This is a genomic window from Sinomonas halotolerans (assembly GCF_039615075.1).
Classification (GTDB): Bacteria; Actinomycetota; Actinomycetes; order Actinomycetales; family Micrococcaceae; genus Sinomonas; species Sinomonas halotolerans.
The window spans coordinates 157921-182946 of sequence record NZ_JBDFRB010000007.1 but is presented as its reverse complement, the minus strand read 5'-3'; the positions used below and the strand labels follow the sequence as shown (position 1 = coordinate 182946).

The following is a 25026-nucleotide window of genomic DNA, read 5'->3' as shown; positions in this document are numbered from 1 at the left end:
TTGGTTAAGTGGTGAGGACCCCCACCGTGTGGTGGGGGTCCTCGTGAATGGTTGTCCGGCGGTGTCCTACTCTCCCACACTCTCTCGGGTGCAGTACCATCGGCGCTGTGGGTCTTAGCTTCCGGGTTCGGAATGGGACCGGGCGTTTCCCCCACGCTATGACCGCCGTAACCCTGTGTCCCGTCCCCGCCGGTGGCGGGGTGGGAAGCGTGTGGGTCCGTGGTCGGACTGTATTCGGTTGTGGCGGCTCCCCCGGGGGGCGGGGGGTTTGTTGTCTGGGGACCGTAGAGTGGACGCGTGGCAGTGTTCTCTCCGCACCCCCGGGTGTGGGGGTGGTGTGTTGAGGTTGTCGGCCTATTAGTACCGGTCGGCTTCGCAAGTCTTCAGTCCTTGCTTCCACGTCCGGCCTATCAACCCAGTGGTCTGCTGGGGGCCTCTCGGACCAGAGGTCCATGGAAATCTCATCTTGAAGCGGGCTTCCCGCTTAGATGCTTTCAGCGGTTATCCCATCCGAACGTAGCCAACCAGCCGTGCACCTGGCGGTACAACTGGCACACCAGAGGTTCGTCCGTCCCGGTCCTCTCGTACTGAGGACAGCCCTTCTCAGATTTCCTGCGCGCGCAGCGGATAGGGACCGAACTGTCTCACGACGTTCTAAACCCAGCTCGCGTACCGCTTTAATGGGCGAACAGCCCAACCCTTGGGACCTACTCCAGCCCCAGGATGCGACGAGCCGACATCGAGGTGCCAAACCATGCCGTCGATATGGACTCTTGGGCAAGATCAGCCTGTTATCCCCGAGGTACCTTTTATCCGTTGAGCGACGGCCCTTCCACGAGGTGCCGCCGGATCACTAGTCCCGACTTTCGTCCCTGCTCGAGATGCCTCTCTCACAGTCAAGCCCCCTTGTGCACTTGCACTCGACACCTGGTTGCCGACCAGGCTGAGGGGACCTTTGGGCGCCTCCGTTACCCTTTGGGAGGCAACCGCCCCAGTTAAACTACCCATCAGGCACTGTCCCTGACCCGGATCACGGGCCGAGGTTAGATGTCCAAAGCGACCAGAGTGGTATTTCAACGATGACTCCACCCGGACTGGCGTCCGGGCTTCACAGTCTCCCACCTATCCTACACAAGCCGCTCCGAACACCAATACCAAACTATAGTGAAGGTCTCGGGGTCTTTCCGTCCTGCTGCGCGTAACGAGCATCTTTACTCGTAGTGCAATTTCGCCGAGTTCACGGTCGAGACAGCGGGGAAGTCGTTACTCCATTCGTGCAGGTCGGAACTTACCCGACAAGGAATTTCGCTACCTTAGGATGGTTATAGTTACCACCGCCGTTTACTGGGGCTTGAATTCTCCGCTTCGCTCCGAAGAGCTGACGGGTCCTCTTAACCTTCCAGCACCGGGCAGGAGTCAGTCCGTATACATCGTCTTGCGACTTCGCACGGACCTGTGTTTTTAGTAAACAGTCGCTTCCCCCTGGTCTCTGCGACCCCTACCCGCTCCCCGCAGCGCGTGCGGTTCACGGTTGGGGTCCCCCTTCTCCCGAAGTTACGGGGGCATTTTGCCGAGTTCCTTGACCGTGATTCTCTCGATCGCCTTGGTATTCTCTACCTGATCACCTGTGTCGGTTTGGGGTACGGGCGGCTGGGACCTCGCGTCGATGCTTTTCTCGGCAGCATAGGATCACCCGATCCCCCCGTGAGGGGGTCCCGTCAGATCTCAGGCTTCGTGCGCGGCGGATTTGCCTGCCGCGCGCCCTACATCCTTGGACCAGGTCTACCATCGCCTGGCCGGGCTGCCTTCCTGCGTCACACCTGTTAATACGCTTGCCTCGCAGCTCTGGGTCCCGCGCGCACCCCCCGGTGCAGGTCCCGAAGGACCCGCGGTGGGGGGGATTGGGCGGTCAGCATCGGCTGTCCGGCATGGGCGGTCCTTCGCCGGTACGGGAATATCAACCCGTTGTCCATCGACTACGCCTGTCGGCCTCGCCTTAGGTCCCGACTTACCCAGGGCAGATTAGCTTGACCCTGGAACCCTTGATCATCCGGCGGACGGGTTTCCCACCCGTCTTTCGCTACTCATGCCTGCATTCTCACTCGTGCGGCCTCCACCACTCGGTCACCCGGCGGCTTCGCTGCCCGCACGACGCTCCCCTACCCAGCCCCACCCCTGAACCACGAAGGCTAGGGTTCACGTGGGACTGCCACGGCTTCGGCGGTGTGCTTGAGCCCCGCTACATTGTCGGCGCGGAATCACTTGACCAGTGAGCTATTACGCACTCTTTCAAGGGTGGCTGCTTCTAAGCCAACCTCCTGGTTGTCTGGGCAACTCCACATCCTTTCCCACTTAGCACACGCTTGGGGGCCTTAGCCGGTGGTCTGGGCTGTTTCCCTCTCGACTACGAAGCTTATCCCCCGCAGTCTCACTGCTGCGCTCTCACTTGCCGGCATTCGGAGTTTGGCTGACGTCAGTAACCTTGTGGGGCCCATCGGCCATCCAGTAGCTCTACCTCCGGCAAGAAACACGCAACGCTGCACCTAAATGCATTTCGGGGAGAACCAGCTATCACGGAGTTTGATTGGCCTTTCACCCCTACCCACAGCTCATCCCCTCCATTTTCAACTGAAGTGGGTTCGGTCCTCCACGACGTCTTACCGTCGCTTCAACCTGGCCATGGGTAGATCACTCCGCTTCGGGTCTAGACCACGCCACTGAACGCCCTGTTCAGACTCGCTTTCGCTACGGCTCCCCCACACGGGTTAACCTCGCGACATGGCACTAACTCGCAGGCTCATTCTTCAAAAGGCACGCCATCACCGGTACAGCGCCCAAGGGCGCAGCCGGCTCTGACGGTTTGTAGGCGCACGGTTTCAGGTACTGTTTCACTCCCCTCCCGGGGTACTTTTCACCTTTCCCTCACGGTACTGGTCCGCTATCGGTCATCGGGTAGTATTCAGGCTTATCAGGTGGTCCTGACAGATTCGCACGGGATTCCTCGGGCCCCGTGCTACTTGGGGACATCCGCAAGGGCGGCAGACAAGCGTTACGGCTACGGGACTCACACCCTCTCCGGCCGGCCGTTCAAGACCGTTCGCCTACACTCCTGCACCACACCCCCGGCCACCGGCAGATGACCGAAGCAGAGCCCCACAACCCCCGACGCGCAACCCCTGCCGGGTATCACGCACGCCGGGTTTGGCCCCATCCGCGTTCGCTCGCCACTACTGACGGAATCACTGTTGTTTTCTCTTCCTGCGGGTACTGAGATGTTTCACTTCCCCGCGTTCCCCCCACACCGTCTATGCGTTCAACGGCAGGTCACCACACCACCTCTCGGCGCATGGCGGGGTTTCCCCATTCGGACACCCTGGGATCACAGTCCGGTTATCGACTCCCCCAGGCTTATCGCAGATTCCCACGTCCTTCATCGGCTCCCGATGCCAAGGCATCCACCGTGCGCCCTTGGAAACTTCAACACAGAAGAAAACCAAGGACACCCACACGGGGCGCCCTACAAATTCAATTCGGCAAAACAACACCGCGCCACCCCGCCCCGGCCCCGGGACACGCCCGGGAACAGGGACAAACGGCGACGCGGCAGAAGAAATTGCTAGATGCTCGCGTCCACTATACAGTTCTCAAACAACAAACCACTCGACCCGCACCACGGCGCGCGCACAGCGCACCGCAGCCCAGGAAGGCAGCCACCAGGGCTGTTGCCCCAGGACCCAACAGCGTGCCAAGGACCCCACCCCCACCCGGGCACCCCCGCGCTCTCCAGCCCACCCCGACAAGGCCGGGGAGGGCGTACTGGCGCACAGGGCACACCGTGCAGGGCACGGGCCACGAATCCGTTGACGTTCCACCCATGAGCACCCACCGGAAGACATGCGCTCCCGCAGCGGGCATTCACCTGGCACCGGACGCACCGGCCTGTGCAGGCCGGCACCCCAGATGCGAGGGGCTCCTTAGAAAGGAGGTGATCCAGCCGCACCTTCCGGTACGGCTACCTTGTTACGACTTAGTCCCAATCGCCAGTCCCACCTTCGACGGCTCCCTCCCACAAGGGGTTGGGCCACCGGCTTCGGGTGTTACCGACTTTCGTGACTTGACGGGCGGTGTGTACAAGGCCCGGGAACGTATTCACCGCAGCGTTGCTGATCTGCGATTACTAGCGACTCCGACTTCATGGGGTCGAGTTGCAGACCCCAATCCGAACTGAGACCGGCTTTCTGGGATTGGCTCCACCTCACAGTATCGCAACCCTTTGTACCGGCCATTGTAGCATGCGTGAAGCCCAAGACATAAGGGGCATGATGATTTGACGTCGTCCCCACCTTCCTCCGAGTTGACCCCGGCAGTCTCCCATGAGTCCCCACCCGAAGTGCTGGCAACATGGAACGAGGGTTGCGCTCGTTGCGGGACTTAACCCAACATCTCACGACACGAGCTGACGACAACCATGCACCACCTGTGAACCGGCCCCGAAGGGAAGCCCCATCTCTGGGACGGTCCGGCACATGTCAAGCCTTGGTAAGGTTCTTCGCGTTGCATCGAATTAATCCGCATGCTCCGCCGCTTGTGCGGGCCCCCGTCAATTCCTTTGAGTTTTAGCCTTGCGGCCGTACTCCCCAGGCGGGGCACTTAATGCGTTAGCTGCGGCGCAGAAACCGTGGAATGGCCCCCACACCTAGTGCCCAACGTTTACGGCATGGACTACCAGGGTATCTAATCCTGTTCGCTCCCCATGCTTTCGCTCCTCAGCGTCAGTTACAGCCCAGAGACCTGCCTTCGCCATCGGTGTTCCTCCTGATATCTGCGCATTTCACCGCTACACCAGGAATTCCAGTCTCCCCTACTGCACTCCAGCCTGCCCGTACCCACTGCAGACCCGGGGTTGAGCCCCGGGCTTTCACAGCAGACGCGACAAGCCGCCTACGAGCTCTTTACGCCCAATAATTCCGGATAACGCTCGCGCCCTACGTATTACCGCGGCTGCTGGCACGTAGTTAGCCGGCGCTTCTTCTGCAGGTACCGTCACTTGCGCTTCTTCCCTACTGAAAGGGGTTTACAACCCGAAGGCCGTCATCCCCCACGCGGCGTCGCTGCATCAGGCTTCCGCCCATTGTGCAATATTCCCCACTGCTGCCTCCCGTAGGAGTCTGGGCCGTGTCTCAGTCCCAGTGTGGCCGGTCACCCTCTCAGGCCGGCTACCCGTCGTCGCCTTGGTAGGCCATCACCCCACCAACAAGCTGATAGGCCGCGAGCCCATCCAAGACCGCACAAGGCTTTCCACCCCCCACCATGCGATGAGGAGTACTATCCGGTATTAGACCCAGTTTCCCAGGCTTATCCCAGAGTCAAGGGCAGGTTGCTCACGTGTTACTCACCCGTTCGCCACTAATCCACCCCCGAAAGGGCTTCATCGTTCGACTTGCATGTGTTAAGCACGCCGCCAGCGTTCATCCTGAGCCAGGATCAAACTCTCCGTCAAAAAAACAGAAACCAGCCGGACAGACGGGAAAACGCCCACCCCGGCCAGCAAATCCAAAACTGGCAAAAACAAGACGACCACACCCACGGGGGTGGGCAGGCCGCCCAATGTATCAACCAAAAAAATGGCATCAACGAACTTGGCACACTATTGAGTTCTCAAACAACAGAACGCTACCGGTAAAACCACCGCAACCGCGCTGGCCCCTCCCGGAGCAACTTCTCTAACCTACCGTTCCGGATCCTCGGAGTCAAATCGGCCGATCCCGGCACGAGGCGATCCTTTGATTCTGTGGAACGTGCGCGCCGTTCGGGATCCTTCCCGGTTTCCGGCGCGGGATAGAACTCTACCACCATGGTCGGGGAAGCGCCAACCGAACTGAGGCCCGCCCCCACTGCCGGACGTCAGCCGCTGCATCTGGCCGCGGGGCGCCGGGTCGGAGACACTCCGCGCCGCCCGCAGGGCGCAGGGCAGGAGCCACCCGCAGGGCGAGAGGCAAGTGCAGAGCCTGCCCACAGCAGGTGGGACCGCGGGCAGAGGAGGACCGTCGCGCGAGCAGGGGGCGCGCCCGATTCGGACGCACCCCCTCTTCTGTTCCCTCAGACAGGGCTACTCGTCCAGACGGGCCCACTCGTCCACACGGGCCCGCTCCTCCACACGGCCCCCGCCTCTTCAGGCAGATGCGCTTGCTGCCTCGTCAGGCAGACTCCCTCACGCGCTCCCTCACGCGCCGGCGCTGGCTCCAGCTGCAGGAGGCGCGTCGACCGCTCCCTCGACATCCGGCGCGAGGTACACGACCCCGAGTGGCGGCAGCGTGAGCACTGCGGCCGCGGGCTTGCCGTCCCAGGCCCTGTCTTCGGCGACCACAAGGCCACCGTTGACGACGCCCGAGCCGCCGTACTCGCTGCTGTCCGTATTGAGGACCTCCCGCCAGCGGCCGGCCTGCGGGAGCCCCACCGTGTAGTCGATATGCGGGTTCCCTCCGAAGTTGGCGAGGCACACGAGCGGGGTCCCGTCCTCGGACCAGCGGATGAAGGAGAGCACGTTGTGGTCCGCGTCGTCGCCGCGGATCCACTCGTACCCGGCGGGCTCGTGGTCCTTCTCGTAGAGAGCGGGCGTGCGACGGTAGATCGCGTTGAGCTCGCGGATGAGCAGCTGCAGCCCCCGGTGCGGCTCCATGTCAGCGAGCCACCAGTCGAGGCCGTGCTCTTCGTTCCACTCCCCCTCCTGGCCGAACTCGCAGCCCATGAAGATCAGCTGCTTGCCCGGGTGGGCCCACTGGAAGGCGTAGAAGGCGCGCAGGCTCGCGAGCTGCTGCCAGCGGTCGCCGGGCATCTTGCGCAGCATCGAGCCCTTGCCGTGCACGACCTCGTCGTGGCTGATCGGCAGAACGAAGTTCTCGCTGAACGCGTAGACGAGGGAGAAGGTCATGGTGTTGTGGTGCCACTTCCGGTTGACCGGGTCCTCGCCCATGTACTGGAGCGAGTCGTGCATCCAGCCCATGTTCCACTTGAAGCCGAACCCGAGGCCGTTCACCGACGTGGGCTTCGTGACACCGGGGAAGGCCGTGGACTCCTCGGCGATCGTGATGATGCCCGGGTTGCGCTTGTAGGCCGTGGCGTTCGCCTCCTGGAGGAAGGAGATTGCCTCGAGGTTCTCTCGCCCGCCGTACTGGTTGGGGCGCCACTGGCCCTCTTCGCGTGAGTAGTCGAGGTAGAGCATGGAGGCAACGGCGTCCACTCGGAGGGCGTCGACGTGGTACTCCTCGAGCCAGTACAGCGCGTTCGCGACGAGGAAGTTCCGCACCTCGGTGCGCCCGAAGTTGAAGATCAGCGTCCCCCAGTCAGGGTGCTCACCCTGCTGCGGGTCCGCATGCTCGTACAAGGCCTCGCCGTCGAACTTGGCGAGCGCCCACTCGTCCTTCGGGAAGTGCGCCGGAACCCAGTCGACGATCACGCCGATGCCGGCCTGGTGCAGCCGGTCTACGAGGTACTTGAAGTCGTCGGGGTGCCCGAACCGGGAGGACGGCGCGTAGTAGCTCGTGACCTGGTACCCCCAGGATCCGCCGAACGGGTGCTCGGCCACGGGCATGAACTCCACGTGCGTGAAGCCCATCCAGGTCACGTACTCGACGAGCTGCTCTGCGAGCTCCCGGTATCCGAGCCCGGGCCGCCACGAGCCGAGGTGGACCTCATACACGCTCATGGGGCTCTGGTAGGGATCGTGGGCTGCCCGCGCCTCCATCCAGTCGGCGTCCTGGAACGCGTAGCGGGACTCGACAACGCGGGAGGCGGTCTTCGGGGGGACCTCGGTGCCGAAGGCCATGGGATCCGCCCGCTCCACCCAGTGGCCGGAGCGGGTGCGGATCCCGAACTTGTAGCACGCCCCTGCTACAACGCCTGGGACGAAGACCTCCCACACTCCCGAGGAGCCGAGGCTGCGCATGGCGTGCTCGCGACCGTCCCACCCGTTGAAGTCGCCACGGACCTGCACGGCCTGGGCGTTCGGCGCCCACACCGCGAAGGCGGTGCCCTCGATGTCGCCGAGCACCGAGTGGTGCCGCTCGACCCGCGCGCCGAGCACCTTCCAGAGTTCCTCGTGCCGGCCCTCTCCGATGAGGTGGAGGTCCAGTTCGCCGATGCTGGGCATGTACCGGTAGGGATCGTCCACGAGGACGAAGTGGCCCTCCCCGTACTCGACCTCGAGGCGGTAGTCCGGGACGTGGCCCTCCTCCGCCTCGGGAACCGTGCCCACCCACACGCCGTGTGCCTCGTGGCGGAGCGGGATCCGGCCGGCCGGCGTGATCGCCGTGACGCCGGCCGCGAGGTGCTTGAGGGTCCGGATCGTCACCGTGCCTTCGCCGTCGAGGTGCGCACCGAGCACGGCGTGGGGGGCGTGGAACTCCCCCGCTGCGACCCTGCCCAGGACGTCGGCCCCGACCTGGATCGGCTCCCGCTCCCCGGCACCCGGGACGGTGCCGGTCGGAAGCGGCACCGCGGCGGCCTCCGTCCGGGCAGCAAGGCGCGCCGCCTCCTCCTGTGCACGTGCCATCTCCGTCTCCTCTCCAGGCCGCGCTGCCGCAGCCCCTTCGGCGCCCCGGACGGCCGGGGCCGCCTGCGGGGTGCGCGTCGCTCGTGAACTGCTTGGCGTGTAGGCGGGGGCCCACGGCGCGAGGGCCGTGCGCACTGCCCGGAGAGGGATCTCGGCCCACGCTGGCCGGTTCCGCTCCTCGTAGGAGACCTCGTAGAGCGCCTTGTCCAGCCACAGGGCCGCGAAGAGCGCAGACCCGAACGGCTCCTCGCCCCCGGCCACCGAGGCGTACCCCTCCCAGAACGCCTGGCTCACGGCGTCCGCCCAGGCACGCGTCACGCGGGCGGCCTGGTCGGTCCGCTCCGCGGCGCCCGCGGCGTAGTCGAATGACCGCAGCATGCCCACCACATCCCGCAGGGGCGTGTCTGGGCGGCTGCGCTCGGAGACTGGCCGCAGCGGCTCGCCCTCGAAGTCGAGGATGGCGAACTGCCGCTCGGCCTCGGGGAAGAACAGGACCTGGCCCAGGTGGAAGTCGCCGTGCACCCGCTGCACCGGGAGCCCGTCCACCGAGCCCTCGAGCGAGCGCAGGAGGGCCTCGAGCGCCTCGTCCGGCACTCCCACGCTCCCGCGGACTTCCTCCCACGCGGCGCGGAGGCGGGATGTGAGCGCCGCCGCATACTCCTCAGCCTCGTGCCCGCTCAGGGTCGTGGTGCCCAGGGCCTCCCCGAGCGCTGCGTGGACGCGCGCCGTCGCCGCTCCCAGCCCGCGCGCCTCGGCGTCGATCGGCCGGCCCTGGATGGCGGCGTCGAGGGCCACCCCCCACAGGTCCGTCCCCCCCGCGAGGAATTCGTGCACGACGGCGATCTGCCCCTTCGCGCTGCGGCCTTCCGGCGTGCGCCACTCGGCGTCGACCCAGCCGAGCGCCGTCGCCACGTCCGTCGAATGGGTGCGCGCGAGGGCTGCCCCGAGCTCGACTTCGGGATTGAGGCCCTCGGCCAGCTGCCGGAAGACCTTGATCATCGCGTCGCCTGCATCCGAACGGACGATGATGGACGAGTTCGACTGCTCGCCCCGCAGCACCGAGGACACGAGGCCGCCCGACGGGAGGCTCCCGCCCCCGCTCAGCCGGCCGACCGCCGTCGTGCCCTCTCCGCTGACGCTCCCGCCCGCCTCCATGAGGCGCACGAGCGCGGCGACGAATACCGGGTCGTACACTCCGTCGTAGATCCAGCGCTCACCGAGCGACGGCTCGTGGCTGCGGCCGACGAGGGCGTGCTCCGCGCCGGCAAGCGGGGCAGAGCGGAACGTGAGCGGTACGTTGAGCGTGACCTCGAGCTTCCCGGCGGTCACCCGGACGAGCTGGATCTCGATGCCGACCCGGCCGTCCGGGTCCTCGAGGCGGACCCTGCCCGCGCGCGCGAACGTGGCCTCGCGGCCCTTCGCCGGGTACCAGCGCTGCCCGGGAAGCCAGCGCTCGAGGTGGTCATCGAGGGACGGGGCGAGCATGGGCTCCTCCTTGTGGGCGTCCGTCATTCCACCAGCTCCCCCGGCACCGGCTCGGGGACGACGACGGGCAGTGCCGTGGTCAGCGGGCTCGTGGGGACCGAGGCCACGTTGCGCAACCGCAGCCAGAAATAGCCGTGCGGGCCGAGCGTGACGTGGAACCGGCCGTCCGGCCCGACCTCGGAGAAGGGCTCGCCGCCGAAGAGGTCCCGCAGGCCGCGGCCCTCGTAGCCGGGAAGGGACAGGGCTGTGGCCACCGGGTGGCCGGCCAGGTTGAAGACGCACAGCACGGTCTCGCCGCGCTCGCCGTGCACCTCGTCCTCCCCCAGCTCGCGCAGGTAGGCGAGGACGTGCTCGCTCTGCGCAGGGACGTTGCGGTACGAGCCGAGGCCGAACACGGGGTGCGCGCGGCGCACGCCGAGGATGTTCCGCGTCCACCGCAGGAGCGACCCGGAGTGCGCCATCTCCGCCTCCACGTTGGCCATCCCGTAGTTGTACACGAGGGACTGGATGGTGGGCAGGTAGAGCTTGCCGGGGTCCGCGGTGGAGAAGCCGGCGTTGCGGTCCGGGTTCCACTGCATGGGCGTCCGGACCGCGTCGCGGTCCTCGAGCCAGATGTTGTCTCCCATGCCGATCTCGTCCCCGTAGTAGAGGAAGGGGCTCCCCGGGAGCGAGAGCAGGAGCGCGTTGATGAGCTCGATCTCCCCGCGCGAGTTGTCCAGGAGCGGCGCGAGGCGCCGCCTGATTCCGACGTTGGCGCGCATGCGCGGGTCCGAGGCGTACCAGCCCAGCATGGCCTCGCGCTCCTCGACAGTCACCATCTCGAGCGTGAGCTCGTCGTGGTTGCGCAGGAACGTGCCCCACTGCGCGCCGGCGGGGATCGACGGCGTGTCCACCATCGTGTCGATGATCGGCTGGGCGCGCTGGTCGCGGAGGGCGTAGTACAGGCGCGGCATGATCGGGAAGTGGAACGCCATGTGGCACTCCGGCGCCTCCGCGGACCCGAAGTACTCGACCACCTCGTGCGGCGGCTGGTTGGCCTCGGCGATGATGATGCGCCCCGGGTAGTTGCGGTCCATGAACTCGCGCAGCTTCCGCAGGAACTCGTGCGTGGCCGGGAGGTTCTCGCAGTTCGTCCCGTCCTCCTCGAAGAGGTACGGGATCGCGTCCGCCCGGATGCCGTCCACCCCCTGGTCCAGCCAGAACTTGAAGACGTTGAACACCGCCTCGACCACGGCCGGGTTCTCGAAGTTCAGGTCCGGCTGGTGGCTGAAGAAGCGGTGCCAGAAGAACTGCCGCCGGATCGGGTCGAACGTCCAGTTCGACTCCTCGGTGTCGATGAAGATGATGCGCGCATCCTGGTACTTCTCGTCCGTGTCGCTCCAGACGTAGAAGTCGCCGTACGGCCCATCCGGGTCCCGACGTGACTCCTGGAACCAGCGGTGCTGGTCCGAGGTGTGGTTGAGCGGCAGGTCGATGATGATCCGCACGCCCCGCGCATGGGCCTCGGCGACGAGCCGCTGGAAGTCGCTGATCGAGCCGAACTCGGGCAGCACAGACTCGTAGTCGGAGACGTCGTAGCCGCCGTCGCGCAGCGGCGACTCGAAGAACGGTGGGAGCCACAGGCAGTCCACGCCAAGCCACTGCAGGTAGTCGAGCCGGTCGATGAGCCCCTGGATGTCGCCCGAGCCGTCCCCGTTGGCGTCCGAGAAGGCCCGCACGAGGACCTCGTAGAACACCGCCTTCCGGTACCAGTGGGGATCATGCTGGAGCCCCGGGGCATTGAAGCTGAAATTCTGCGACGCCTGCTGGCCGATGTTCATCTGCGGGGGGACTCCTTCAACGCACGGAACGGTCGGGGTGGGGTCTACGCAACGCTAGCGCCGGCCCTGTGCTGTGGCTAGCGGCGCACGTGGAGAATGTGGGCGGGCTCGACATGGGCGTCGAGGCGCACGTAGTTGTGCTCGCCCCACCGCCACGACTGGCCGGTGAGGAGGTCGTCGACGCGGAAGCGCCCGTCGTCCCCGTAGAGCTCGGGGTCCAGGCCGAGCGCCGCGAGGTCCAGGGTCACCGTGGACTCGCGCGTCGAGTGCGGGTCCACGTTCACGACGACGATGACGGTGTCCTTGGCGCCGTCCGGGAGCACCTTGTGCTTCGAGAACACCACCGTTGCGTCGTCCGTGCTCGAGTGCAGCGTGAGGTTCTGCAGGTCCATGAGCGCCGGGTGCGCGCGGCGGATCTCGTTCAGGCGCGTGAGGTACGGGGCGAGCGAGCGGCCCGCGGCCTCCTCGCCGGCCCAGTCCCGCTCCTTGTACTCGTACTTCTCGTTGTCGATGTACTCCTCGGCCCCCGGGCGGGCCACGTGCTCGAACAGCTCGTAGCCGGCGTACACGCCCCACGTGGGGCTCGCGGTCGCGGCGAGCACCGCCCGGATCCTGAAGGCGGGCCTGCCGCCGAACTGGAGGTACTCCGTGAGGATGTCCGGGGTGTTGACGAAGAAGTTGGGCCGGTAGAACGGCGCCCACTCCTTCGAGATCATCGTGAGGAACTCCTCGAGCTCGGGGCGCGTGTTCCGCCACGTGAAGTACGTGTAGGACTGCTGGAAGCCCGCGCGCCCCAGGGCCTTCATCATGGCCGGCCGCGTGAACGCCTCGGCGAGGAAGACGACGTCCGGGTCCTTGCGGTTGACCTTGCCGATCAGCCACTCCCAGAACCACACCGGCTTGGTGTGCGGGTTGTCCACCCGGAAGATCTTCACCCCCCGGTCGATCCACAGGTGCACGATCCGCAGGATCTCCTTCGAGAGGCCCTCCGGGTCGTTGTCGAAGTTCAGCGGGTAGATGTCCTGGTACTTCTTGGGCGGGTTCTCCGCGTACGCGATCGAGCCGTCCACGCGCGTCGTGAACCACTCGGGGTGGTCCTGGACCCACGGATGGTCCGGCGAGGCCTGGAGCGCGAGGTCGAGGGCGACCTCGAGCCCGACCTCCTGGGCCCGCGCCACGAAGGCGTCGAAGTCCTCGAACGTGCCGAGGTCGGGGTGGATCGAGTCGTGCCCGCCCTCGGCGGCCCCGATCGCCCACGGCGAGCCCGGATCCCCCGCACCGGCGGTGAGGGTGTTGTTGGGCCCCTTCCGGAAGGCGCGCCCGATGGGGTGGATGGGCGGGAGGTAGATGACGTCGAAGCCCATGGCCGCGACCGCGGGCAGGCGCTCCGCCGCCGTGCGGAACGTCCCAGAGGTCCACTCGCCCGTCGCGGGATCACGGTGCGCGCCCTCCGAGCGGGGGAAGAACTCGTACCAGGAGCCGCGGCCGGCACGCTCGCGCTCCACTCTGAGCGGGAAGCGCTCGGACTCCGTCACGAGCTCGCGGATCGGGAGGCGCTCGACGGCGGCGAGCACCTCGCCGCTCTCGCCTGCGGCCAGGCGGTCCTCGACGGAGCGGGAGTCGTCCGCCATGAGCGCCGACGCCGCACGGAAGGCGACCCTGCCCGCCTCGTCGCGCTCGTCGTCGTCCGCGGCCTCGGCGAAGAGCGCGGCACCCTCGGCGAGCATGAGCTCGACGTCGATCCCCGCCGCGATCTTGACCTCCGCGTTGTGGTGCCATGTGCCGTAGCGGTCGTGCCACGCCTCGATGGCGAACTCCCAGTCGCCGGCCTTCGTCGGGGTCAGGACGCCCTCCCAGCGGTCCAGGCCCTGGCCCACCGGGGCGAGGCGCACGCGCTCCTTCTCCTTGCCCCGCGGCGAGTAGAGGACGGCGCTGACGCCGAGCTGGTCGTGCCCCTCACGGAACGCCGTCGCTCCGACGGCGATGCTCTCCCCCGCCACGGCCTTCGCCGGGAACGCGCCCCCCTCGACCACGGGCGTCACATCCGTGATGGGGAAGCGCCCGAAGCGGAGCTTCTCGGGAACGTTGGGCTCGAGTGCAGGCACGGGACGTCCTTTCGCAGCGGGCATGGCCGTCAGGCCGGTCCAGTCGCCACCATAGCCGGGCGAGGTGCGATTGCGAAGGCAATGACGTCGGCACTACGGACGCCGTGGCACCGGCCGGCGTGGCGGCTCATGGAGCTGTTGCCCGGCATTCACCGACCTGTAACGTCCGGCTATTCAGCAACGCTCCCGGCTCGGCTAGGGTGGCGCTCGTGAAGGCCATCCGTAGATTCACCGTCCGGACCGTGCTCCCGGAGCCCATCGCGGCCCTCGACACGCTCGCCACGAACCTGCGCTGGTCCTGGCACCAGCCCACCCGGGACCTCTTCGCGGGCCTCGATCCGGACGTCTGGGCCGAGAGCCGCCACGACCCAGCAGGCTTCCTCGGGCTCGTCACGCGGGAGAGGCTCCAGCAGCTCGCCCTCGACCCCGAGGTCGTGGCGCGCGTCCAGGCCGCCGCGGAAGACCTGCGCTGCTACCTCGAGGAGCCCCGGTGGTACCAGGGGCTCGGCGACGACGCTCCTGCGTGCATCGCCTACTTCTCCCCCGAGTTCGGGATCACCGAGGTGCTCCCCCAGTACTCGGGCGGGCTGGGGATCCTCGCCGGCGACCACCTCAAGAGCGCCTCCGACCTCGGAGTGCCGCTGGTCGGCGTCGGCCTCCTCTACCAGTCCGGCTACTTCAAGCAGTCCCTCTCCCGCGACGCGTGGCAGCAGGAGACCTACCCGGTCCTCGACCCGGACGCCCTGCCCCTGACCCAGCTCAAGGAGGCGGACGGCACCCCGTGCGTCGTGACGCTGCCGCTGCCCAACGGCAGGCGCCTGCACGCGCACATCTGGCGCGCCGACGTGGGCCGCGTGCCCCTCCTCCTCCTCGACTCCAACGTCCCCGCGAACGATGACGGTGCCCGGCAGATCACGGACCGCCTCTACGGCGGCGGCGGCGACCACCGCCTCCAGCAGGAGCTCCTGCTCGGCATGGGCGGCGTCAAGGCCCTCCGCATCCACCAGCGGCTCACGGGCGGGCCCGCTCCCGAGGTGTTCCACACCAACGAGGGCCACGCGGGCTTCCTCGGCGTGGAGCGGATCCAGGAGCTCATGGCCGGCGACCAGGAGCTCACGTGGGACGAGGCGCTCGTGGCCGGCCGGGCGTCGACCGTGTTCACGACCCACACCCCGGTCCCCGCCGGGATCGACCGATTCGATGCGGCGCAGGTCAAGCACTTCTTCGACGCCGGGCTCGCGCCGGACGTGCCGACCTCGAGGATCCTCGAGCTGGGACGCGAGAGCTACGAGGGCGGCGACCCGTCCGTGTTCAACATGGCGGTGATGGGCCTGCGCCTGGCCCAGCGCGCCAATGGCGTGGCGAAGCTCCACGGCCGCGTCTCCCGGGCCATGTTCTCGGGCCTCTGGCCGGGGTTCGACCATTCCGAGGTGCCGATCACCTCCGTGACCAACGGCGTCCACGTCCCGACGTGGGTGGACCCCGAGATCACGGCGATGGCCGAGGACCTGGCCCCGGGCGCCGGGGTGGGCGGGCGCTGGGACGTCGTGTTCAACGTCTCGGACGAGCGGCTCTGGGAGATCCGCCGCACGCTGCGCAGCCATCTCATCGAGGACGTGCGGCGCCGGCTGCGTGCGGCCTGGCGCAAGCGCGGGGCGAGCGATGCGGAGCTGGCCTGGACCGACTCGGTGCTCGACCCGGACGTGCTCACCATCGGGTTCGCGCGCCGCGTGCCCACGTACAAGCGCCTCACGCTCATGCTCCGCGACCCGGCCCGGCTCAAGCGCCTCCTGCTCCACCCGGAGCATCCCATCCAGATCGTCATCGCGGGCAAGTCCCACCCGGCGGACGATGCCGGCAAGAAGATGATCCAGGACCTCGTGCACTTCACGGACGACCCCGCAGTGCGCCACAGGATCGCCTTCCTGCCCAACTACGACATCGCGATGGCGCGCACCCTCTTCCCCGGCTGCGACGTATGGCTCAACAACCCGCTCCGCCCGCTCGAGGCGTGCGGGACCTCAGGCATGAAGGCCGCGATCAACGGCTCGCTCAACCTCTCCGTCCTCGACGGCTGGTGGGACGAGCTCTTCGACGGCTCCAACGGCTGGGCCATCCCGACCGCGGGAAGCAGTGCGAGCGCCCACGAGCGGGACGACATCGAGGCCGCCGCCCTCTACGAGCTCCTCGAGAACCAGGTGGCCCCGCGCTTCTACGGCGCCTCCAGCGCCGGGACGGGAGCCGAGTCCGCGGGGGCGGCCGGGCCCTCTGCCCGGGGCGAGGGCGGGGTTCCGACCCACTGGATCTCGATGATCAAGCACACCCTCTCCTACCTCGGCCCGCGGGTCTCGGCAGACCGCATGCTCGCCGACTACGTCTCCGAGCTCTACACGCCGGCAGCAGCCGGCGGCCGGAAGGCCGCGGCCGAGGGATACCGCCGCTCGCGGGAGCTCGCTGCATGGAGCAAGAACGTCCGCAGCAACTGGTCCCAGGTGCACGTCGAGCACATCGACTCGAGCGGGCTCTCCGAGGGCCCGCAGATCGGCGACAAGCTCCAGATCAGCGCCTACGTCAACCTGGGCGTGCTGAACCCCTCCGACGTGCTCGTCGAGCTCGCCTACGGCAAGGTGGACGAATCCGACGAGCTCACCGCCGTGGCGCTGGCCGAGCTCGAGCCGAGCGAGGTCCTGGGGAACGGCCGGTACCTCTTCACGGGTGCCGTCACGATCGACCACTCGGGTGCCTTCGGCTACACCGTCCGGGTGATCCCGCGCCACGAGGGCCTCGCGTCAAAGGCGGAGCTCGGCCTGGTGGTCAACGCCTGACCCTGGCGGTCAACGCCTGACCGGGCCCGCGTGGGGCTCCTCCCGGGGCCCCACGGCACCCCGGACGCGGTAGATGGAGAGCGAGAAGGGTTCGGCGGGGCCGGCCTGCCCGCTCGCGTAGACCGTGCCGATGCGCTGCTCGAGCGCGGGTGCCGTGGAGTAGCGCAGCTCGTAGGCCGCCTCGCGCCCGTCGCCGAGGGGGAAGACGGGCTCAACCGGCTCGTCGCCGCCGTTCAGCACGACGAGGCCGTCGAGGTAGCCATCCTTCGAGCCCAGCTGGAACTGGAGCACGCGGACGGCCGGGTCCTGCCACCGGTCCGGGTCCATCGGGAGCCCGTCGGCGCCGAACCAGTGGAAGTAGTTGCCCTGCTCGCGCGAGGGGTAGCTCGGCGGCTGCCGCTCGAGGAAGTCCCGGCGGATCCGGATGAGCCACTTCGTGTGGTCCAGCATCTCCCGGCCCGCGGTGTCCAAGGACCAGTCGAGCCACGTGATGTGGTTGTCCTGGCAGTACGCGTTGTTGTTGCCCTGCTGGGTGCGGCCGAGCTCGTCCCCTGCCGTGATCATGGGCACCCCGAGAGAGATCAGCAGGGTGGCCATGACGTTCTTGGCCGACTGGGTGCGCGCGGCGATGATCGCCTCGTCCTCGGTGGGGCCTTCGAAGCCGTGGTTGTACGAGCGGTTGTGGCTGTGGCCGTCCCGGTTCTGCTCGCCGTTGTCCTCGTTGTGCTTGCGGTGGTAGGCCGTGAGGTCGGCCAGGGTGAAGCCGTCATGGGCCGTGACGAAGTTGACCGAGGCGAGCGCCGAACGCCCTGAGGCGGCGAAGAGCCCGTGCGAGCCGGTCAGCGCGTCGGCGAGCCGGGCCGTGGAGCCGCCAGTCCCGCCGGCCTCGATGGTCCCGCGGTCGGCGAGCCAGAAGTCCTTCACGGTGTCCCGGTAGTGGTCGTTCCAGTCGGACCAGCCCTGGGGGAAGCGCCCGGTCTGCCATCCGCCGAAGCCCACATCCCACGGCTCGGCGATGAGCTTGGTGCGAGAGATCACCGGGTCAGCAGCGGCCGCGACGAGGAACGGGTGAGACGGGGTGAAGGAGTGCTGGCCATCCCGGCACAGCGTCACCGCGAGGTCGAACCGGAACCCGTCCACGCGGTACTCCTCCGCCCAGAGGCGCAGCGAGTCGAGGGCCAGCTGCACGACCCGCGGGTTCGAGAAGTCCAGCGTGTTGCCGCACCCGGTCGTGTCGATGTACCGGCCGTCCGGATCGCAGCGGTAGTACTGCCGCTCCCCGAGGCCGCGGAAGCTCGAGGTCGGCCCGTCCGGCCCCTCCTCCGCGGTGTGGTTGTAGACGACGTCGAGGATCACTTCGAGCCCGGCACGGTGCAGGAGCTTGACCATGCCCTTGAACTCGTCCTGCACGGCCTGCGGGCCGGCCTTCCTGGCCGCCGCGGTCGCGTACCCGGGGTGCGGGGCGAAGAACGAGGCCGTGTTGTAGCCCCAGTAGTTGGTCAGGCCGAGGTCCTGGAGGTGGGACTCGTCAAGGTGGAAGTGGACCGGCAGCAGCTGGATGCTCGTGACCCCCAGCCGCTGGAAGTGCTCGATCATCACCGGGTGCGCGAGGCCCGCGTACGTGCCGCGGAGTTCCTCGGGGATATCCGGGTGCAGCATCGTCTGGCCCTTGACGTGGGCCTCATAGATGATCGTGTCCCGCATCTTCACCGCGGGGCTGGGCACGTCTTCCCAGTCGAAGTCCGGCCGAACGCGCACACTGGCCCACTGCTCGTCCACGCAGTCCACTGCCCGCCCATAGGGGTCCAGGAGCAGAGGCGCCGCCCCGGCGGCAGGCGCGCGGCCGGCGTCGTCCGTCCGAGCCGCGAAGCCGTAGCGGGTGCCCTCGGGGATGTTCGCGATCACGCCGTGGTGCACGCCGTCCGTGAACTCGGTGAGCGGCTGCTTGTGCCAGGTCCCCTCCGCGTCGAGGAAATGGAGGTCCACGGCCTCGAGGCCCGGGGCGTAGACGGCGGCGTTGACCGAGTGCGTGGCCTGCTGGTCCGCGGTGCGGGCGGGGGTGAGGCCGAGCGGGAACGGCTGCGACGGCGTCACCACGAACGCCAGGGGCATCGTCATATTGCTCGTGCTCATACCATCCCCGCCCTGTGGGGCGGCGTCCTCTCGTCGTGTCATGCGGCGTCTTCACGGGAACGCCGATGGCCCCCTCGGCATACCCATCCTAGTGTCCGCACCCTCGCGAGAGCTCCTGCGCCGGCAATCGTGACGCCCGCCCGGGCCCCGGGGCCATACTGGAGGGATGCGGATCGCCCTCGCCCAGCTGACCACGTCCCGCTCGATCCAGGACAACCTCGACCTCGTCCGCTCGACCCTTGACGAGGCCGCGGCCCACGGGGCGGACCTCGCGGTGTTCCCCGAGGCCACGATGCGCGCGTTCGGCCACTCGCTCGTGGACATCGCCGAACCCCTCGACGGCCCGTTCGCCACCGCTGTCCGCACGGCCGCGGACGAGGCGGGAGTCGGCGTCGTCCTCGGGATGTTCACCCCCGGCGAGGGCGGGCGCGTGCGCAACACCCTCCTCGTCCACGGGCGCGGCGTCGAGGCGCACTACGACAAGATCCACCTCTACGATGCGTTCGGCTTCGCCGAGTCGGACACGGTCAGCGCGGGAAGCTCGCCGGTCACGTTCACGCTCGACGGCGTGACGTTCGGTCTCGCGACGTGCTACGACGTGCGCTTTCCCGCGCTCTTCCAGGCGACGGCGGACGCCGGCGCGCAGGTCCAGCTCGTCGTCGCCTCGTGGGGGGCCGGACCGGGGAAGGCCGAGCAGTGGGACCTGCTCGTCCGTGCCCGTGCTGTCGACTCCACGAGCTACGTCGTGGCGGTGGGCCAGGCCGACCCCGGAGCCGCGGGGGTCGAGGCCCGGCCGGGGGCGCCGACCGGGATCGGGCGCTCCGCCGTCGTGGACCCCTTCGGGCACGTGCTCGAACAGGCCGGGGCCGGGCCCGCGGTGCTCTACGCGGACCTGGACCTCAGCCTCGTCGAGAAGGCGCGGCAGGCGCTGCCCGTCCTCGCGAACCGGGTCCGCCTCTGACGGCAGGGCCCCCATCTCGGCGGCCCAGACCCCCATCTCAGCGGTCCAGACCCCCATCTCGGCGGGTGGGTCAGCGCGCGGACTTCTCCGCCCGACGCGTGCTGACCTCGTAGAGCGAGATCGCGACGGCCATGCCGGCGTTGAGGGACTCCATGTCGGAGTCGATCGGGATCGAGACGATCTGGTCGCACAGCTCGCGCGTGAGGCGCGAGAGGCCCTTGCCCTCGGACCCCACCACGAGGCACACCGGCTCGGTCGCGAGCGAGAGGCCGGGAAGTTCCACGTCCCCGCCGCCGTCGAGTCCGAGGACGAAGACGCCCATGTCCTTCATCTGGCGCAGCACGGTGTTGAGGTTCGGCGCCTTCGCGACGGGGACGCGCACGGCCGCGCCGGCCGAGGTCTTCCAGGCCGCAGCGGTCACGCCCACGCTCCGCCGCTCCGGCACGATCACGCCGTGGCCCGAGAACGCGGAGACGGAGCGGATGATCGCGCCGAGGTTGCGCGGGTCCGTGATCCCGTCCAGCGCCACGAACAGCGGTGCGGAGCCGATGTGGCCCTTCTTCCACTTCTCCACCGTCGACTCGGCGAGCTCGAACGCGTCCGGGTACTCGTAGGGGGGGACCTGGAGCACGAGGCCCTGGTGGATCGCATCGTCCGTCATGCGGTCGAGCTCGGGCTTCTGCGACTCCATGAGCGGGATCCCGGCCTCGGCGGCGAGCTTCATGGCCTCGCGCACGCGGTCGTCCATCTCGATCCGCACGGCAACGTAGAGCGCCTTGGCGGGAACTCCGGCGCGCAGCGCCTCGACCACCGAGTTGCGGCCCGTGACCATCTCCTCTGCATGCTTCGAGCGGCCGGTCGCGGCGCGGCCCGCGGCGAGCCGCCCGGGCTGGCCCTGGCGCTTGGCCGCCGAGCGCTCGGCAAGCTGCTTGGCGCGGTAGGCCTTGTGGTAGACGCGCTCCTCGGCCTTGGGCGTGGGGCCCTTGCCCTCGAGGGCCTTGCGTCCGTGCCCGCCGGTTCCGACCGACGGGCCCTTCTTGTTCTTGGCGGCGCCGGGGCGTCCCTTGGCGGTCATCTATGCTCCCGTTCGGTTGGTGGGCGCGCTCTGTGCGCTGGAGGGGGTCGGTGCGGCGAGGCTCCACGCGGCCCCGTCCGAAGAGTCCTCGACGGCGATGCCCGCCGCCGCGAGGGCGTCCCGGATCGCGTCCGCGGCGGCCCAGTCCTTCGCGGCGCGGGCGGCGGCGCGGGCCGCGAGCTGGGTGTCCACGAGCGTGGAGAGGGCCCGGTGGGCTGTGCTGTCCGGGCTGCTGGCCCACGACGCCGCGTGGCCGCCGGCGGCGTCGAGGCCGAGGACCGCGGTCATCGCCAACACCTCGGACAGCGACTCGGCGACGCGCGCGGTCTCGCCCGCGTCCGGCCCCGCGGCCAGTGCCGTGTTGCCCCGGCGCACTGTGTCGTGCAGCGCGGCGAGGGCCTGGGGGATGTTCAGGTCGTCGTCCATCGCCTCGGCGAAGGCCTCGGGGACCGCGGCCTGGCCCGCTCCGGTGCCGGTCCCGGCGGAAGCCGGCCTCCCGCCGTCGTGCGCGGGCCTCTGCACGGCCGCGCGCGCCTTGGCGATGAACCCGTCGATCCGCTCGACAGCGGCCGCAGCCTCCGTGAGCGAGGTGGGCCGGTAGTCGAGGACCGAGCGGTAGTGGGCCTGCCCGAGGTAGTAGCGGACCACGCGCGGGCTCGCGAGCTCGAGCATCTCGGCCGGCGAGATGACGTTGCCGACCGACTTCGACATCTTCTCGCCCTCGAACGTGACCATGCCGTTGTGCATCCAGAAGTTCGCGAAGCCGTCGCCGGCCGCGGTGGACTGGGCCATCTCGTTCTCGTGGTGCGGGAAGCGCAGGTCGAGCCCGCCGCCGTGGATGTCGAAGCGCGGGCCGAGGTACTTCGTCACCATCGCGGAGCACTCGAGATGCCAGCCGGGCCTGCCACGGCCCCATGGGGAGGGCCACGACGCCGTCTCCGGGTCCTCGGGCTTGTGGCCCTTCCACAGGGCGAAGTCGCGCGGGTCCCGCTTCCTGTTCCTGAATTCGGCCTCGACGTCCGCCGCCGCCTGCATGTCATCGATCCTCTGCCGCGTGAGCGAGCCGTAGGCCGGCCACGACCGGACGTCGAAGTACACGTCGCCCGAGCCGTCCTCCGCAGGGTACGCGTGGCCGCGCTCGATGAGCCGCGTGATGAGCTCGTGCATCTCGGTGATGTGGCCCGTGGCGCGCGGCTCGTAGGTGGGACGCTGGACGCCGAGGACCTCGTACGCCGTCTCGAACTCCTGCTCGTACCGGTACGCGAGCGCGAACCACGGCTCCCGCGGGATGTACGTGCCCTCCGGGACGAAGTCCGGCTCGAACGATGCCGCGGACTTCGCGAGGATCTTGTCGTCGATGTCGGTGACGTTGCGGATCACGGTCGTCTCGTAGCCGCGGTACGCCAGCCAGCGCGTGAGCTGGTCGAACACGATCGCCGAGCGGACGTGTCCCACGTGCGGCGAGCCCTGCACCGTGGCGCCGCAGTAGTACACGGACGCGGTGCCGGGCACGAGGGGTTCGAAGTCACGGACTTCGGCGGTCGCGGAGTCGTAGAAGCGCAGGGTCACGGGACAAGCGTATCTTTCAGGCGGAGGAGAGGTTCGACGGCGCGTCCCCGGCTAGGCGCCGCAGACCTTGCCGATGCTGTTGAGCGAGTCGATGAAGAACTGCTGCTGCTCTTCAGTCGCGACCCCGCTCGTGGACTCCGCTACCTTCCGCTGGGCGTCCGCCATGCCCTGGATCACCGTGCCGATCGAGGGGTCCACCTTCTGCGCGAGCTCCGAGTAGTGCTCGGCGATCTGGCGGGCCTGCTCGATCTGGTTGCCGGAGGGCCTGAACTGGTCCTCGTTGAGGAGCCTGCAGCTCTCCTCGAGGCTCAGGCGGCCGTCGCCGCCGCATGCCGTGAGCAGCATCGTGGCAGCGAGGGCCGCAGCGCCGATGGTCTTCTTCATGCGTCAGTCTCCCGGAGGTAGGGGCGGAACAGCCCTCCAGTCTACGCGAGCGGGTAGACGAGCGCTGTCGCGATCGCGGCGACGCCCTCCCGCCGGCCCGTGAAGCCGAGGTGGTCCGTCGTTGCTGCGGAGACGGAGACCGGCGCGCCAGCGGCCTCGGACAGCACGGCCTCGGCCTCGGCGCGCCGGGGCCCGAACCTGGGCCTCTGGCACACGAGCTGCACCGCCACGTTGCCGATCCCGAAGCCCGCGTCCCTCACGATCCGGGCCGCCTCGGCGAGCAGGACTGTACCCCGCGCGCTCGCGTACTCGGGCCGGTCCGTCCCGAAGTGCGTGCCGAGGTCGCCGAGGCCCGCAGCGGAGAAGAGCGCGTTCGCCGCGGCGTGGGCCACGGCGTCGGCATCGGAGTGGCCGGCCAGGCCGCGCTCCCCCTCCCACAGGAGGCCGCCGAGCCACAGCGGCCGGGGCTTGTCCTCGGGCGCGAACGCGTGGACGTCCACGCCGATGCCCGTGCGCGGCAGGACCGCGGTCACGGGGCCACGCCCTCGGCGGAGAGGAGCGCCTCGGCGAGGACGTAGTCGGTCGGCGTGGTGATCTTGAGGGCGCGCAGGTCCCCGGGGACCACGTAGACGGGGACGCCGAGCGATTCGACCAGCATCGCGTCGTCCGTGATCCCGGCCGCCTGCTCCTCGGGCCACCCGCTTGCGAGCTCGTGGGCCCGGGTGAGGGTGCCGGCGTCGAAGCCCTGCGGAGTCTGCACCGCGCGCAGCTGCTCGCGGACGGCGGTCCCGGTGACCACCTCCCCCGCGATCGCGGCGGCATCGCCCTCGGTCGGGGCGGTGGACTTGATCGTGTCCGAGACGGGCACGGCGGGGATCACGGCGTGCGCCCCGCGCTCGAGGGCGTCGGCCACGCGGTGGAAGACGTCCGACGGCGCGAGCGGCCGGGCGGCGTCGTGCACGAGGACGCGCTCGGTGCCGGGCTCGAGCGCGGCGAGTGCGGCGCGGACGGAGTCGGCGCGGGTCGCCCCGCCCTCGACCACCGTGATGAGCGGGGCGTCCGGGCCGTATTCCTCGGCGAAGCTGCGGCACAGCCCCCCGAGCTCGGTGTCCCCTGCCGGCACGGCCACGCAGATCTGCCGGGCCACGCTCGCGCCGGCGACTCCCCGGAGCGCGTGCAGGAGCAGCGGCGCCCCGCCGAGCGGGACGAGGGCCTTGGGCACGCCGTAGCCCAGACGGGTCCCCGAGCCCGCCGCCACGATCACGACGGCGAGGGCAGCGGGGGGCTGGGAAGGCTCAGTCATGGCGTCCAGCCTAGACGACCTCAACAGCACAGAAGGCCCCGGCAGCGGGTGCTGCCGGGGCCTTCCGCCACGTCTGTGCGCAGGAGCCGTCCTGCCCAGAGAGTCCCTGATCAGGAGGCGAGGACCTCGTCGAGGACCGTCGCTGCCTGCTCCTCATCAGTCTTCTCGGCGAGCGCGAGCTCGGAGATGAGGATCTGGCGGGCCTTGGCGAGCATGCGCTTCTCGCCGGCCGAGAGGCCGCGGTCCTGGTCGCGGCGCCAGAGGTCGCGGACGACCTCGGCGACCTTGATGACATCGCCGGAGGCCAGCTTCTCGAGGTTCGCCTTGTAGCGGCGGGACCAGTTGGTGGGCTCCTCCGTGAACTCCGCACGGAGGACGTCGAACACGTGCTCGAGGCCTTCCTTGCCCACGACGTCCCGGACCCCTACGAGGTCCACGTTCTCCGCTGGCACTTCAATCGTCAGATCACCCTGGGCGACCTTGAGCTTGAGGTACATCTTCTCTTCGCCCTTGATGGTGCGCATTTTGATCTCTTCGATCTTGGCTGCACCGTGGTGGGGGTAAACAACCGTCTCGCCAACTTCAAAAACCATGTGGACTTTCCCCTTTCCCGGCTTCCACTCTACCACGGCCGGGCCCGCGGCCCCGGCGCGGGATCCCGGATGAGGCCCGGAATGACGCGGAAGAACGGCTTGTGACGATCCAGTAGGGGGTTGACCCGACCTCAAAAAGATGCTTCAGGACTGTCGCCCTGCGCCCCCGCCCGCAGGGCCCCGCCGGCGCCCGAATCTACAGAACGTCGAAGTTGGCGATAC

Annotated in this window: 12 protein-coding genes and 3 rRNA genes; 2 read left to right on the top strand and 13 right to left on the bottom strand. The window is 68.5% G+C overall.

Features of this window, described 5'->3' with window-relative positions:
• Positions 1-53: 53 nt before the first annotated feature.
• The 6 genes from rrf to ABCQ75_RS10290 form a co-directional block, all read right to left on the bottom strand.
• Positions 54-170, bottom strand: a 5S ribosomal RNA gene (gene rrf, locus ABCQ75_RS10315).
• Positions 171-337: 167 nt separating this feature from the next.
• Positions 338-3482: ribosomal RNA gene (locus ABCQ75_RS10310) — 23S ribosomal RNA — on the bottom strand.
• 496 nt (positions 3483-3978) lie between these two features.
• Positions 3979-5500: ribosomal RNA gene (locus ABCQ75_RS10305) — 16S ribosomal RNA — on the bottom strand.
• Together the 16S, 23S and 5S rRNA genes form the textbook arrangement of a ribosomal RNA operon.
• A gap of 723 nt (positions 5501-6223) precedes the next feature.
• Complete coding sequence (gene glgB, locus ABCQ75_RS10300; protein ID WP_345885277.1) at positions 6224-10036, bottom strand: 1,4-alpha-glucan branching protein GlgB; 3813 nt, start codon at positions 10034-10036, stop codon at positions 6224-6226.
• Positions 10037-10059: 23 nt separating this feature from the next.
• A complete protein-coding gene (treS, locus tag ABCQ75_RS10295; RefSeq protein ID WP_345885276.1) occupies positions 10060-11856 on the bottom strand; it encodes a maltose alpha-D-glucosyltransferase in 1797 nt (598 codons plus the stop codon).
• 77 nt (positions 11857-11933) lie between these two features.
• Complete coding sequence (locus ABCQ75_RS10290; protein ID WP_427916085.1) at positions 11934-13985, bottom strand: alpha-1,4-glucan--maltose-1-phosphate maltosyltransferase; 2052 nt, start codon at positions 13983-13985, stop codon at positions 11934-11936.
• 185 nt (positions 13986-14170) lie between these two features.
• Here ABCQ75_RS10290 and glgP point away from each other — a divergent pair, with 185 nt between their 5' ends.
• Positions 14171-16786 (top strand): alpha-glucan family phosphorylase, encoded by a 2616-nt coding sequence (gene glgP, locus ABCQ75_RS10285; protein WP_345885274.1) that lies wholly within the window; start codon positions 14171-14173, stop codon positions 16784-16786.
• A gap of 9 nt (positions 16787-16795) precedes the next feature.
• Here the strand turns inward: glgP and glgX are convergent, their stop codons facing one another.
• Complete coding sequence (gene glgX, locus ABCQ75_RS10280; protein WP_345885273.1) at positions 16796-18919, bottom strand: glycogen debranching protein GlgX; 2124 nt, start codon at positions 18917-18919, stop codon at positions 16796-16798.
• A gap of 166 nt (positions 18920-19085) precedes the next feature.
• On the opposite strand from glgX, the gene ABCQ75_RS10275 reads away from it, so the two are divergent.
• Positions 19086-19880: a carbon-nitrogen hydrolase family protein gene (locus ABCQ75_RS10275; RefSeq protein ID WP_345885272.1), complete on the top strand. Its 795-nt coding sequence runs from the start codon at positions 19086-19088 to the stop codon at positions 19878-19880.
• A 70-nt stretch (positions 19881-19950) separates the two neighbouring features.
• On the opposite strand, the gene rlmB is transcribed toward ABCQ75_RS10275, so the two are convergent.
• From rlmB to ABCQ75_RS10245, 6 genes are all read right to left on the bottom strand, one after another.
• Positions 19951-20955: a 23S rRNA (guanosine(2251)-2'-O)-methyltransferase RlmB gene (gene rlmB / locus ABCQ75_RS10270; protein WP_345885271.1), complete on the bottom strand. Its 1005-nt coding sequence runs from the start codon at positions 20953-20955 to the stop codon at positions 19951-19953.
• A complete protein-coding gene (gene cysS, locus ABCQ75_RS10265) occupies positions 20956-22524 on the bottom strand; it encodes a cysteine--tRNA ligase (protein ID WP_345885270.1) in 1569 nt (522 codons plus the stop codon).
• A 51-nt stretch (positions 22525-22575) separates the two neighbouring features.
• Positions 22576-22908 carry a hypothetical protein gene (locus tag ABCQ75_RS10260; protein ID WP_345885269.1) on the bottom strand — a complete coding sequence of 111 codons (333 nt, stop codon included), beginning with the start codon at positions 22906-22908 and terminating at the stop codon, positions 22576-22578.
• Between the two features lie 41 nt (positions 22909-22949).
• On the bottom strand, positions 22950-23441 hold the full coding sequence (gene ispF, locus ABCQ75_RS10255) for a 2-C-methyl-D-erythritol 2,4-cyclodiphosphate synthase (RefSeq protein ID WP_345885268.1): 492 nt from the start codon (positions 23439-23441) through the stop codon (positions 22950-22952).
• Complete coding sequence (gene ispD, locus ABCQ75_RS10250) at positions 23438-24211, bottom strand: 2-C-methyl-D-erythritol 4-phosphate cytidylyltransferase (protein ID WP_345885267.1); 774 nt, start codon at positions 24209-24211, stop codon at positions 23438-23440. The genes ispF and ispD overlap by 4 nt, the downstream gene beginning before the upstream one ends.
• 110 nt (positions 24212-24321) lie before the next feature.
• The gene (locus tag ABCQ75_RS10245; protein ID WP_066495480.1) at positions 24322-24804 is read right to left on the bottom strand and encodes a CarD family transcriptional regulator; all 483 of its coding nucleotides are present in this window, start codon (positions 24802-24804) and stop codon (positions 24322-24324) included.
• Positions 24805-25026 lie beyond the last annotated feature (222 nt).

Excerpts from the sequence above, each read along its gene's own strand:
- glgB (WP_345885277.1), bottom strand. The coding sequence starts at position 10,036 with ATGCTCGCCCCGTCCCTCGATGACCACCTCGAGCGCTGGCTTCCCGGG.
- ABCQ75_RS10275 (WP_345885272.1), top strand. The coding sequence starts at position 19,086 with ATGCGGATCGCCCTCGCCCAGCTGACCACGTCCCGCTCGATCCAGGAC.
- glgX (WP_345885273.1), bottom strand. The coding sequence starts at position 18,919 with ATGAGCACGAGCAATATGACGATGCCCCTGGCGTTCGTGGTGACGCCG.
- ABCQ75_RS10290 (WP_427916085.1), bottom strand. The coding sequence starts at position 13,985 with ATGCCCGCTGCGAAAGGACGTCCCGTGCCTGCACTCGAGCCCAACGTT.
- treS (WP_345885276.1), bottom strand. The coding sequence starts at position 11,856 with ATGAACATCGGCCAGCAGGCGTCGCAGAATTTCAGCTTCAATGCCCCG.
- ispD (WP_345885267.1), bottom strand. The coding sequence starts at position 24,211 with ATGACTGAGCCTTCCCAGCCCCCCGCTGCCCTCGCCGTCGTGATCGTG.
- ABCQ75_RS10245 (WP_066495480.1), bottom strand. The coding sequence starts at position 24,804 with ATGGTTTTTGAAGTTGGCGAGACGGTTGTTTACCCCCACCACGGTGCA.
- ABCQ75_RS10260 (WP_345885269.1), bottom strand. The coding sequence starts at position 22,908 with ATGAAGAAGACCATCGGCGCTGCGGCCCTCGCTGCCACGATGCTGCTC.
- rlmB (WP_345885271.1), bottom strand. The coding sequence starts at position 20,955 with ATGACCGCCAAGGGACGCCCCGGCGCCGCCAAGAACAAGAAGGGCCCG.